General features: G+C 43.7%; 11 protein-coding genes. 1 reads left to right on the top strand and 10 read right to left on the bottom strand.

Going from position 1 to position 13315, the window contains the following annotated elements; all coding sequences use genetic code 11:
• Window positions 1-71: 71 nt before the first annotated feature.
• The 7 genes from lepB (BMX56_RS04390) to BMX56_RS04355 all read right to left on the bottom strand — a co-directional run bounded on the left by lepB (BMX56_RS04390) (window position 72) and on the right by BMX56_RS04355 (window position 8483).
• A complete protein-coding gene (gene lepB, locus BMX56_RS04390) occupies window positions 72-1541 on the bottom strand; it encodes a signal peptidase I (protein ID WP_255369768.1) in 1470 nt (489 codons plus the stop codon).
• A gap of 23 nt (window positions 1542-1564) precedes the next feature.
• Window positions 1565-2707: a signal peptidase I gene (gene lepB, locus BMX56_RS04385; protein ID WP_090641209.1), complete on the bottom strand. Its 1143-nt coding sequence runs from the start codon at window positions 2705-2707 to the stop codon at window positions 1565-1567.
• Between the two features lie 624 nt (window positions 2708-3331).
• A complete protein-coding gene (gene lepB / locus BMX56_RS04375; RefSeq protein ID WP_090641205.1) occupies window positions 3332-4789 on the bottom strand; it encodes a signal peptidase I in 1458 nt (485 codons plus the stop codon).
• Between the two features lie 15 nt (window positions 4790-4804).
• On the bottom strand, window positions 4805-5554 hold the full coding sequence (gene dapB / locus BMX56_RS04370) for a 4-hydroxy-tetrahydrodipicolinate reductase (protein ID WP_090641204.1): 750 nt from the start codon (window positions 5552-5554) through the stop codon (window positions 4805-4807).
• 186 nt (window positions 5555-5740) lie between these two features.
• Complete coding sequence (locus tag BMX56_RS04365; RefSeq protein WP_090641202.1) at window positions 5741-6421, bottom strand: DUF5683 domain-containing protein; 681 nt, start codon at window positions 6419-6421, stop codon at window positions 5741-5743.
• Between the two features lie 330 nt (window positions 6422-6751).
• Window positions 6752-7675: a ParB/RepB/Spo0J family partition protein gene (locus tag BMX56_RS04360; RefSeq protein ID WP_090641200.1), complete on the bottom strand. Its 924-nt coding sequence runs from the start codon at window positions 7673-7675 to the stop codon at window positions 6752-6754.
• Between the two features lie 4 nt (window positions 7676-7679).
• Window positions 7680-8483, bottom strand: a complete 804-nt coding sequence (locus BMX56_RS04355; protein ID WP_090641197.1) for a ParA family protein — start codon at window positions 8481-8483, stop codon at window positions 7680-7682.
• Between the two features lie 289 nt (window positions 8484-8772).
• Between BMX56_RS04355 and BMX56_RS04350 the strand changes: the two genes are divergently transcribed.
• Complete coding sequence (locus BMX56_RS04350) at window positions 8773-9294, top strand: NADPH-dependent FMN reductase (RefSeq protein ID WP_090641195.1); 522 nt, start codon at window positions 8773-8775, stop codon at window positions 9292-9294.
• A 128-nt stretch (window positions 9295-9422) separates the two neighbouring features.
• On the opposite strand, the gene BMX56_RS04345 is transcribed toward BMX56_RS04350, so the two are convergent.
• The 3 genes from BMX56_RS04345 to BMX56_RS04335 all read right to left on the bottom strand — a co-directional run bounded on the left by BMX56_RS04345 (window position 9423) and on the right by BMX56_RS04335 (window position 13142).
• Window positions 9423-11399, bottom strand: a complete 1977-nt coding sequence (locus BMX56_RS04345; RefSeq protein ID WP_090641193.1) for a gliding motility-associated C-terminal domain-containing protein — start codon at window positions 11397-11399, stop codon at window positions 9423-9425.
• A gap of 264 nt (window positions 11400-11663) precedes the next feature.
• A complete protein-coding gene (locus BMX56_RS04340) occupies window positions 11664-11972 on the bottom strand; it encodes a GIY-YIG nuclease family protein (protein WP_090641192.1) in 309 nt (102 codons plus the stop codon).
• Between the two features lie 246 nt (window positions 11973-12218).
• Complete coding sequence (locus BMX56_RS04335) at window positions 12219-13142, bottom strand: hypothetical protein (protein ID WP_090641190.1); 924 nt, start codon at window positions 13140-13142, stop codon at window positions 12219-12221.
• Window positions 13143-13315 lie beyond the last annotated feature (173 nt).

The following is a 13315-nucleotide window of genomic DNA, read 5'->3' as shown; positions in this document are numbered from 1 at the left end:
TATTATAAAAAACAAAAAAGGCAGTAAACCAATTAGCTTACTGCCCTTTTTTTGAATTTTGACTTTAGTCCCTATCTAATAACATTAAACAACCTGCTCCACCTGATCTTGTGCAGGAAGCTGGCCTGGTCATCAACACTCATCCAGATAAACAGGGCTTTGCCAACAATATGATCTTCGGGAACAAATCCCCAGAAACGTGAATCTTCAGAGTTATGGCGGTTATCGCCCATCATGAAATAGTAATTCATTTTAAAGGTATAGCTATCTGCTTTTTTACCATTAATCAGGATGTCTTTACCAACCACTTCAACTTTGTTGCCTTCGTAAATTTCGATAGCGCGGCCGTATACCGGGAATGTTAAGCTATCCAGCTTTACCGTCCAGCCTTTTTTAGGCACAATGATAGGTCCGTAGTTGTCCTGGTTCCAGGTAAAACGGGGGAAACTTGGGGTAATTTTATAGTTAGGGTATTTCAACGGAAAAACAGTATACCCGTCAAAAGCGCCGGGCTTAGTCAAATCGGGTGTAACCGACTTAATATTCGCGTACCCTTTTAAAGCATTGGCCGATGCTACCGTAGTGTTTGTTATAAACTCATTAGCCCTATCCGTTGTGGCAATATCGGCCAGGTGCAATTCACTTATCAGGTCGGGGTTAATTGCCGTCCCGTCGTATTGTACACGGTAAGTAATTTCGCCATTTACAGGAGTTGTTTTGGCTTTACCATTAATAAACACCTGCGCGTTTACCACACTAAGCGTATCGCCGGGTGTGCCCTGGCAGCGTTTTATAAAATTCTCGCGTTTATCAACCGGGCGGCTCAAAGGCGCATCAGCATCCATAGGGTAGTTAAATACCACCACATCGCCTTTTTTAATCTCGCTTAAACCGGGCAGGCGGTAATAAGGCAACTCGATGCCGTCCCAATAAGCCTTGGTATTAATAAGGGGCATGGTATGGTGTGCAAACGGAAAGGCTACAGGTGTCATGGGCAACCGTGCGCCATAGTTTACCTTGCTCACAAACAGGTAATCGCCAATAAGTAACGAACTTTCCATAGATGCACTCGGGATTACGTACGCTTCAATAAACAGCGTGCGAATCAGTGTAGCAGCTATCACCGCGAAAATAATGGCATCGGCCCACTCGCGTGCAACGGTCTTTTTAAGTGCCTTTTTATATTTCTCCCTAAACTCCAGGCTGACCGATGGGCCAACGTACTTAGTATCGTTATCAAAACCCCATTTTGGCAAAAATATAAAGGGCAGGGCAACACCGCCAATATGTTCGCTCAATGAAAACTTGCCATACGACTTTAAAAAGTCGACCATAAGGCCAATAAACACCAATATATTTAACCCTGGCAATAACATAAGTGCCAGCCACCATAATGGCCTGCCACTCAGTTTTATCATTACGTAAATATTATAAACGGGTATTACACCCTCCCAACCCGGCCTGCCGGCTTTTTCAAATAATTTATATAAACCAATAAAAGGCAGAACAACAAATAACAAAAACGCAATTATAATATTCACTATATATTTTCTTTAAGTAACAGCTATTTTATACCCCTGAACAATCTGCTCCACCTTATTTTATTTGCAAACGATGCCGTACTATCAATACTCATCCAGGTAAACAAGGCTTTGCCAACTACGTGATCTTCGGGCAAAAAGCCCCAATAGCGCGAATCGGTGGAGTTATGGCGGTTATCGCCCATCATCCAATAATAGTTCATTTTAAAGGTGTAAGTATCGGCTTTTTTTCCGTTTATAAAAATATCCTTGCCATTAACTTTAACTGTATTATGTTCATAAACGGCAATAGCGCGGCCGTATATAGGAAAATTAAGGCTATCCAGCTTAACCGTCCACCCTTTTTTGGGGATGATAACGGGGCCAAAGTTGTCTACATTCCAGCCGTAGCGAGGCATAGCACCTATTTTATAGTCGGGGTGCGATAGCGGGTAAACCGGGTTAAAATCATCAACCACGCCTTTAATAGCAATATCAGGCGTTACCGACTTAATATTGGAATAACTTTTCAACTTATTGGCCGATTCTATCGTGGTGTTTGTTCTAAAATCGGTAGTCGAATTTTCGTAATAAGCTATGTCGGTCAAATGCAGTTCATTGATCAGTTCGGGATTAATTGTACTGCCGTCGGTTTTTACCTTATATGCCATCTCGCCGGTTACCGAAGCCAGTTCGGGTTTGCCGTTGATGTATACCTGCGCATTTACCAGGCTTAAGGTATCGCCGGGCGTACCCTGGCAGCGTTTAATAATGTTCTCGCGCCTGTCAACCGGGCGGTAATATGGCGAATCGGCCTCCATTGGCAGGTTAAATACCACTATATCGCCTTTTTTAATATCGCTAAGGCCTGGGAGGCGATAGTAAGGCAATTTCACATCCAGGTACGATTTGGTTTCGGTAAACGGAATGGTGTGGGCCGTAAACGGTATGGCCAGTGGTGTTATAGGCATCCGTGCGCCATAGTTAACCTTGCTTACAAAAAGGTAATCGCCAATTAGCAATGAGCTTTCCATCGATCCGCTGGGGATTACATAGGCTTCAATAAAAAGCGTACGGATAAGGGTGGCCGCTATAACTGCAAATAAAATGGCATCGGCCCACTCACGGATGGCCCCTTTTTTCTTTTTCGGCGTGGTTTTATTTTTCTTCCAGAATTTCCAGTTCATTTTTGATCAGATGTGCAAATTTCAAATTTCAGATGTGCAGATGAATAAGATCAATGCACACTTATATTTCACAAATTTGTCTATTTTTTGATGAATATATTATTAATTATTTCCCTATGACTACCATGTAAGCAATATGTTACCCGCTTAGCGGTGCAAATATGCAATTTCAAAAAGGCAATATGAAGATTAAGTCCGAAAGTCTTTTGTCGGGAAGTCCGAAAGTTGAAAAATATGGTTCTTTACTTCAAAAATCTGATACCTAATACTATTTGCAGGTACTTTTCAGGGCAATCTTGAACGACATATACGCATTGCTCATATGGATCGAACCTACGGCGCTCACTCGTTTTCTTCGTTTTCTCCACGGGTTAAAACCCGTGGCTACAAAATTGGCCAAGGCTACGCCTCTGATTCGTGTTAAACAAGCCCCGATGTGCAAACAAAACATATGGCTATAAACAGAACAAACCAAAACAGCCTCATTTTAAACCAAATCATTGCTACTTTTTCGAGCCCGGCCGCAGCTCACCCGTATGGCATGGGGATTTCATCTGCACATCTGAAATTTGCATATCTGCACATCCACAAACTACACATCCACAATCTACACATCTAAAAACATCACCTGATTATTCGCATCACCCTGTCCCAGCGTATTTTATCGGTAAAAGGGGCATTGGTATCCCAACTCATCCAAACAAAGATGGCTTTGCCTACAATGTGGTCTTCGGGTACAAAACCCCAGAAGCGGGAGTCGATGGAATTGTGCCGGTTATCGCCCATCACCCAATAGTAGTCCATTTTAAATGTGTAGGTATTGGTTTGGTGGCCGTTGATGCTGATGGTGCCGCCTTTTACCTGTAGCTTGTTGTCTTCGTAAACTTCGATAGCGCGGCGGTAAATTGGGAGGTTAAGCGTGTCCAATTTTACTGTTAGGCCGCGTTTGGGCACGGTAAAGGGGCCAAGATTATCCACATTCCAGCGGTGGCCCGGATTATGCGGAAATACTTCGGGATCATACACGCCCCCAAACTGGATATTAGGCCTGATGTATTTGACACCCCCAACTTTTTTTAACGCCAGCGACGATTGCCGCGTCATGGTCATCAGATAATCGGTACTTGTAAAGCCCTGGATATTGGATATATGAAGTTTATAAATCAGCTCGGGATTTAAGTTAAATGTGTTGCTATCGGTGTGTATGGCATATTCCATCTCGGCATTAGGCGGTGGTGGTACGGGCTGGCCATTAATATACACCTGGCCGCTTATCAACCTCACATTATCGCCGGGGGTTGCCTCGCAACGTTTAATGTAATGCTCGCGCTTATCAACCGGCCGGTACCATGGCGAATCGGCCTCCATCGGGAAGTTAAAAACCACTACATCGCCCTTTTTGATATCGCCAAAACCCGGCAGCCGAAAGTATGGGAATTTGATGCCACCCCAATATGATTTGATACCCATGCCGGGCATGGTGTTATGTGTAAACGGAAATGAAACCGGTGTTATAGGCAACCGGGCGCCGTAGTTAAGCTTACTCACAAACAGGTAATCGCCCACCATGAGCGAGCTTTCCATAGATGAAGATGGTATGGTATAAGCTTCAATAAGCAGCAAACGGATAAGCGTAACAGCCAACACAGCAAAAAAAACAGTCTCGGCCCATTCGCGGGCCGATGATTTATGTAAAAGGTGGTGATATTCTTCGCGAAACTCATCGCTGGCCGATTGGCCCAGGTACCGGGTATTTTCATCAAAACCCCATTTGGGCAAAAAGATTAATGGCAAAAGTACCGCGCCGGCTATCTGGCGCATTTTTGTTTTGCCAAAGCTTTTCACAAAATCAATGGTGATGCCAATAGTTACAATAAAACCGATACCTGGTATCAATAACAGCAGCAGCAACCACACAGGCCTGCCGCTTAACTTTAGCATTACATAGGTAGCGTATACCGGGATCAACGATTCCCAGCCATGGCGGCCGGCTTTTTGAAACAGCTTCCAAAGGCCAACCTGCATCAATAACAATACAGGGGCCAACAGCAAATAAACGCCTGCGTAACCCGCTATATCCATTGATAAAAACTGGGGTTAGCTTTTAAAATCGAACATGGCATCAACCGTGTAAAATCCTTTTTTGCCCTGTATCCATTCGGCGGCCAATACCGCGCCAAGGGCAAAGCCGCTACGGTTATGCGCGGTATGTTTAAATTCGATAGTATCCACCTCCGAATCGTAAATAACGGTATGCGTGCCGGGTACGCTGTCAATCCGCAGCGATTCTATCAATAGCTGGTCAGGCAGCGGGGTTTCGTCGTCGGGCCGGTCATCTGTAGTCAGCACGTTCAGCCAGTCTTTTTTGGAGTCGAGGTTATCGATAATCCCTTCGGCAATGGTAATGGCGGTGCCGCTTGGGGCATCCAGTTTTTGCATGTGGTGAATCTCTTCTACCTGTACATCGTAGTAGGGATAGTTATTCATCACCCTGGCCAGCATCTTATTGATATGGAAAAATATATTTACCCCTACGCTAAAATTAGTGGCATACATTAATGAAGCGTTACTATCCTGGCATTGTTGTTTTACCTCATCCAATTTATCATACCAGCCGGTGGTGCCTACTATTATGGGTACACCGGCATTAAAGCAATGCTGGATATTGGCCAATACCGTTGCCGGCATGCTAAACTCAATTACGGCATCGGCCTTCTGCAGGTTTTCGGCAGTAAGCTCGTGCAGGTTTTCGTGATCGATAGTTAAAACAATTTCATGATTGCGGCTAAGGGCAATTTTTTCAATCATTTTGCCCATTTTTCCGTAGCCCAGTAACGCTATTTTCATTTTTAATGTATGTGTTGAGTTAAAATCAAGAATCGTGATGTTAAAGTCAGGATTCAAGACAGAAAACAATAATAGGCTAATTTGCAATAATTACAGGAATTTTTGTGTTAACCCTTTTCATCGTCATGTTGATAGCTGGTCCTTAGCCCCCTGAATCACGTTGATAGCTAAACTATAAATGTGCTCTTAAAACGTAAAGGTAACTTTTACAGCCGGAATATAGCTACCGAATGCTGTTTGCGCATAAACCGGCTGGTTGATTAAGCCCGGGCTAACTTTAAAACCAAAGTTATTATCAACCGAGTACGAATGAATAAACTTGGCATCAATATAGGCATCAATGGCTTGAATGCCCCATGCACCCAAAATACCCAGGATACTTAAATCGCGGTTGCGGCGATAGCTGTCGAGCGCATCATATATATTTTGGGCGGGCACCTGGTTGCTTGTATAAGCTATATACTCGGCATAATAGGCATCGCCCTTTACCGGGGCTACCCCGCTTTTATAGTAATGGGCAAGTACATTAAACTCGTTATAATACCGCTGGTTAAATATAACCGCAGACGCCAGCAAACCAATACCTGTGTAAATAATAGGCACTTTCCACCAACGGTGGTTGTACAACTGCCCCCAGCCGGGTATCATCAGCGAATGCATTACCGCCTTATGCGGACTATGGGTGGTATCGGGATGGTATACTTTCTCTTTTTTTATAGGCGGCGCAAAGGAACCCGGCGTAGTACCTGATGCCTTTTTAATAGTATCTTTTTTGGTTACCGATGCCGTATCTGTGTGCTGTTGCTGCGCTGTGGCGGCAAAGGCAAACAGCATCATAAAACCAGTAATTAACAAATATTTATACATGCAGCTGATAAAATTTTAATAAACCCGGGCCTTTAAAACAGTGATAAGAGGCCTGATTTTATTTGATTACAAAGGTAATTTTTATAGCCGGATTAAGAAGCTATATCCAACCATTACAAAAACACCTTATTAAACAAATCATTAACAGGTTTAATCACTAATTATTATGTACGTATTAACTATTATACAAAAAGGCCGGCCGCCGATAAATATTTATCAGCGGCCGGCCTTTTATTTCTTGTATTTTAATTACATCTATCCGAATCGCACAAAAAACAGCCTATCATTTTCTATCTTGATTCCTGACTCTTGCATCCTGATTCTCACTACTTACCAGTCCAGCATCTCGAGGATACGGCCCAGGTCATCTTCCGACAGGAAGGGGATTTCGATAACCCCATTGCCTTTGGCACCAACTTTAAGGGTTACCCGCGAACTAAACCTTGAAGCCAGATCGTCCTGGATTTTTTGCAGTTGATAGGATACCGGCTCGGGCTGTTTGCCTTCTTTTTTAACCGGCGCCTTCTGCATCTCCCTCACTAACTCTTCCACCTTGCGAACGGATAAACCCTGCTGAATAATATGCTGGTGTAAATATAATTGTTTGGCAGGGTCATCAATATTGATAAGCGCCTTGGCATGGCCCATGGTAAGCGCCCCATCGCGGATGGATGCCTGGATGCTTGGCGGCAATTTTAATAAACGCAGGTAATTGGTAACTGTCGACCGGTTTTTGCTTACCCTGTCGCCCAGTTCTTCTTGTTTCAGGTTACATTCCTCAATCATCCGCTGAAAGCTCAGGGCTACTTCAATAGCGTTCAGGTTTTCGCGCTGGATGTTTTCAATGAGGGCCATTTCCAGCATTTGCTGGTCGTTGGCCGTACGTACATAAGCAGGCAATTGGGTTAGCCCGGCCAGCTTTGACGCCCGGAAACGGCGTTCGCCCGATATCAGCTGGTATTTATGTGCGTTGATACGCCTAACAGTTATAGGCTGTATAAGGCCCTGCAGTTTGATGGAGTCGGCCAGTTCATTTAAGGCAAGCTCATCAAAATCAGTACGTGGCTGAAAAGGGTTAACCTCTATCTCATCCAGCCTGATCTCATTAACCGAGCCCAGGCTACTCACCTCGGCGGCCGAAGTTGATGCCTCTTCCTTTTTGGTATTTTTGTTTTGGTATGGTTGTACGTTTACCGAGTCATTCAACAGCGCACTTAATCCTTTGCCCAGGGCGTTTCTTCTTTCACTACTCATTTACTTATACTGTTGCTGTTACCGTTGTTGCTTCGGCCTTTACAAGGCCGTTTTTCTGGATAATTTCGCGGGCCAGGTTTAAATAATTGATGGCACCTTTACAGGTAGCATCGTGCATAATAACAGATACGCCAAAGCTTGGCGCTTCGCTTAAACGAGTGTTACGCTGTATAATGGTATCAAAAACCATATCCTCAAAATGCGTTTTCACCTCATCAACCACCTGGTTGCTCAGGCGCAGGCGCACATCGTACATGGTTAATAATATACCTTCAATTTCCAGCTGCGGGTTAAGGCGCGATTGCACAATTTTGATGGTATTTAACAATTTACCCAAACCCTCCAATGCAAAGTACTCGCACTGTACCGGTATAATTACCGAATCGGCTGCGGTTAACGCGTTGATGGTGATTAAACCCAACGAAGGCGAACAATCAATTATAATAAAATCGTATTCATCGCGCACGGCCTCAAATACCTGTTTCATTTTGTACTCGCGGCCACTCAGGTTAATCATCTCAATCTCGGCACCTACCAGGTCAATATGGGCAGGCAGCAAGTCAAGATTAGGGGTCTCCGTTTTCTGGATAGCCTCGTGCGGGTCAACCTGGTTAATAATGCACTCGTAAATACTGTTTTTTATGTTGCGTGGATCAAAACCGATACCCGAGGTAGAGTTTGCCTGCGGATCGGCATCAACCAATAATGTTTTAAAATCTAATACGGCCAAACTTGCAGCCAGATTTATAGATGATGTAGTTTTTCCTACGCCACCTTTCTGGTTGGCTAAAGCAATAATTTTACTCATTCTATAGTATAAAAAATTTTGATGTTACAATGATTTATATAAACGAAAAGTAGGGTCAGAAATTTCTACTTTCGTAAAGTTTTTATCTGGTGATAAAGATACGGAATTAAACAATTAGGAAATCCACAGGTTTAGTCAATTTACAAACATATTCGTTTAATTAGCGAATTAGTGATTGAGTGAATTAGTGATTAGCTTGAACGCTGATAATTAAGGCTTAAGCTATTACAAAGTTGTTCTTATTCAAAATCGCTCAATCACTAATTCATTAATTCACTAATTAAAAAGAATGATTACAATCATCGCATCAACCAACCGTCCCGGCAGTTCTACCTTAAAAATGGCCAAATATTATCAGCAAAAACTGCAGGAAAAGGGAGTTGAAGCGGGTTTACTTTCATTGTCCCAATTACCGCCAAATCTTATTGAAACCGACCTTTACGGCAAAAGAAGCCCTGAATTTGCCGAAATTCAGAAAATCATTACCCAAACCGATAAGTTTATATTTGTAATACCCGAATACAATGGCAGCTACCCCGGCGTACTAAAAGTTTTTATTGACGCCTGCGATTTTCCGGCGAGTTTTTATGATAAAAAGGCAGCGCTGGTTGGCGTGTCATCGGGCAAATACGGCAACATCCGGGGCATCGATCATTTTACCGGGGTTTGCCACTATGTACACCTGAATGTGATGGCTCTTAAACTCCACGTATCAGGCATCCACAAAGAGTTTGACGGAACCGGCCAGCTGTTAAACGCCGATACCATTAAGTTTACCAACGAGCAGATAGATAAGTTCATCTTGTTTTAGTTTTTATTGGTGATTCCACCGGTTAGGATCGATTTTACTGATTTTACATCGCTGGATGATCTCATAATAACCCATTCGGCGAAATCAGTAATCTGTGAAATCACATAAAATCAATATAATCTATAAAACTAATTTACAATCAACACCCATCCGGTTAGCCTGGGCTGGCCGGTTTTAAGGTCGATGATGTAGTAGTAAGTACCGGGCGGTAATTTGGCGCCGTTGTAGGTGCCCTTCCAGGGTTTGGCGTAGCCAATGCTTTTAAATACCTGCTGCCCGTAACGGTTAAACACCGTTGTTATGCTTTCCGGGTATGTAAAAAGGCCCTCTATTTCCCAACTGTCATTAACACCATCGGCGTTGGGCGAAAATGCGTTGGGGATACCAATCTTATGATAAACTTTTACAAAAACGCTGCTGGTATCTTCGCCACAATTATAGCTCGATTTTACATGCAGGGTATATTTTATATCATCGGCAGGGTTGGCAACGGGGTTTAACACATTGGCATCGTTAAGGCCGGTGGTGGGTGTCCAGCTGAAAACATCGGCACTCTGCGCCGACGCTACCAGGGTAATTGGCCTGTCCTGGAACATGCTCTGTTTAGTTTGCGTAGTGGCAACCGGCAGCGGCAATACATTAACAGTTAGCATTGCTGTATCGGTACAACCGATATTGTTGGTGGCTATTACCTTGTATATCGTAGTATCTGCCGGCGAAGCTACGGGGTTAGCTATAGTGCTATCGGACAGACCCTTGCCAGGCGTCCATTTGTAGCTGATGGCACCCGGGGCGCTCGCGCTTAAATTAGTGGCAGCTCCTTTACAAATGGTAACCGTTGGGCCATTCAAGGTGATAACCGCCCTGGGGATAACCGTAACCGTTGTCGACTTAGAAATGGAGCAGCCGGCGGCGGATGTTACTATAACGTTATAAGTACCAGCATCGGCAGGTTTTATGTTTGTAAGTACCAATGGGTTTTGATTTTTATTAGCCGCAGTAATTCCGGGGCCGGCCCAATCAACAGTTGCCCCGCCAAATACATTTAAAGTAACGGTTTTGCCCTCGCATTCCTGAACGGGCGGCACATCGGGCACAACGGGGTATGGGTTTACGCCGACACTCAACGGCTCCGAATACACCCGGCAGGTAGCCGAGTTAATGTTTGCGCCCCCCGCCGCGGCAAGCCTGTATTGGTACACACCAGGCGTGTTGCTGCCCACTGTAAAAGTATAGGTATCCGTAGTTTCCCCGGCAATATCAAGCCAGCCATTGCCATCGTTTTTGTTTACCTGCCATTGCATTTTAGGGTTGGCGTACCCGGCCCCTATCTTCGATTTAAGCGTATAAACCTTACTTTCGCCCACACATTGATTTTGCGGCTGATTGGCGTCGACAGTAGAAAATCCGGTTTGCACCACTGGTCCACATGCCCTAAAGTTAATATCGTCAAGCAACAGGTCGTTGCCGTTGCCGCCGGGCGCCTGGTTGGTCATTTTTAAAACCACCTGGCTGGTATTTGGCGGGGTTGTAAAAAAGAAACTCTTGCGTATCCAGTCATCGCCACTATTTGATTCCAGGATATCGCCGGTAACCAAAGAATCAAGCACCAGGCCGTCAACAGTTTCGATAGTGAATTTAATATTTGGCCGGATGCCTGACGAACCCGCCCTGATCAGGTTTAAAATATATGCCGAAAATTCATACGTAGTATTTTCGCATAACACCGCGGGTGTAGTCTTTGTAAAAAATATACTTGGCGTATACGATGCATTAATCATCATCATATAGCCGTTTGCATCACCGGTATGGTCATGAAACACGTCCTGCCAGGTTGCGGGATGGCAATTGCCTGTTGCCCCACCGTATATATTGGTAGCATTTACAATGGTGTAGGAACCGTCATTGGGGCAATAACTGGTAAACGCCATGTTGCTTATGCCCGCCGGCAGCGGATTACCCGGATTTGAGCCCGATCCAAAGGTTTCGGTAATTACCGGATCGCCCAAACTACCTACACAATTTACCGACTGGCCACGCGCCGGCGTAAAATTAAGAATAGCAGTAAAAAGCAAAATTAATTTAAGGATACGAAATCGCTTCAATTGGTTTAACTTAAAAAGTTATCCATCAAAAATATATCTTTTTATTGAGGCGATGTGTATAAATAACACCCCATATTGAAATACTTACAAAGCAGATGGTTATCTAAATAAATGAATATTAAAAAAATTAACTGCAAAGAGAATCAGCAAGAACATCCCGTCTGAAAAAGGATAATGACATTTCAAAATATGTCATTGCGAGCGTAGCGTGGCAATCGCGAACTGCGCATCACCAGCATGCCCCGACATACTTTTTTTCCGAAATCAGCATGACACATCGTCGTACCACCCATTGCTCAAATCATCCCACGATAGATTGTCTTCGATAATTAAATCGATCTTTTTCTGCCGGGATCCGGCTTTCAATTGCTTTTCTCTTGCGATAGCGTCCTGTATCCACTGAAATTCTTCGTAATACACCAATTTATTACAGTTATACGTAGCCGAAAAGCCTTTAAATAACTTTTGCTTGTGCTGGTACACACGGCCAACCAGGTCATTGGTAACGCCAACATATAAAACCGTATTTAATTTATTTGTTAAAATGTAAACATAGTATTGGTGTATTTTCATGTGATAAGGCACTGTTTTTGAGTAAGGCAAAATACACAAAAAAGGACTTAGATGTTAGTAATTATTCGTGCTTACAGGGGCTTTTTGTTCCACAAATATCATCCTGCCAGAATAGTTCGCGATTGCCGCGCTGCGCTCGCAATGACATAATTGAGTTATTTGATTTTGCTCCACAAATATAATCCAGCATTCATAGTTTGCGATTGCCGCGCTGCGCTCGCAATGACATAATTTTGAAAGACGCCCCTACTCCCTTTTATAATCCTTATGTACAATTAAAAAGCTGGCGCGCTCTTCTTTGTGGAAGGGGATATCCCAATTGCCCTGGTAGGTTATTTTAATGGGCAGCAACTGGCCGTTGAAGTTATTGAGTTCGATATTCATCTGCACATTAAAATCGACGAACAGGTTACTGAATTTAAGGTCGATGTAACGGCCCAGGATCTCGAAGGTGCGCTCGTCAAAAATGGTGGTCATTTCCTTAATCATCGTATCACCGTCGGATGTACTGGGTTTGCACCTTACCTTAAAACGATATACAGGAATGCTATCCAGGTATTTGCCGCGGGCAAATTCATAGTAATAAAACTGCTGCATATCCTTGCTGAATATCTCGGTTTTATCGCCAATAAAAGGGATTCCCCGCACCCGCCGACCAGGCGTAAATACCAGTGTTTTTAATTTGGCTTTGTAACCTTCGTTTTTCCCTTCTATCGGGACGCCATCGCCCTGTATAAAATCGGAGTTATAGGCGTTCATAAAAATATAGTCGAACATCTCTACGGTGTACAGCTGGTACTTGCCGTTTTTTTTGTACACTGTGCCGCTATCCTGTTTAACCAAATATTCAATTTTATGCCCACCTACCACATTGCTGTGCTTTAGCTTACGGTAAACCTTGCCATCAACTTTGTTTTTTTTATCGTAGGTATAAATTCGGTTTTCGGCGGTAAAGGCATATTTTTTCATATTTTGAAAAGCCTTATAAAAACTGGTATCGGCCATTACTGCATCGATAAAGTCCTGAGCGCGCAGCTTGTGCGAACGAATATCAACTGCTGAATCGATAACAATGGTGCGGATGGTATCGGGGTTAAAGCGCTGTATTTGCTGGGCAAAAGCAAAGCTGCTGAGAATAGTAAACGCTACAAATAATAAGAATCTCTTCATCACTAACTATTGACGGTTTGGTTTAGGGATTTGTTACAATTGCATTTCCCCTAAATTCACCCTGTCATGCTGAGGTACGAAGCATCTGTTCGCGAACTTTTCTTTCGGCCTTACATGGCCGTAAGCGCGTTGGCTAACAGATCCTTCCTTCGTCAGGATGACAATCGGTTTAT

This window comes from Mucilaginibacter sp. OK283 (assembly GCF_900110415.1).
Lineage (GTDB): Bacteria > Bacteroidota > Bacteroidia > Sphingobacteriales > Sphingobacteriaceae > Mucilaginibacter.
This window is presented reverse-complemented; position numbering and strand designations above follow the sequence as displayed.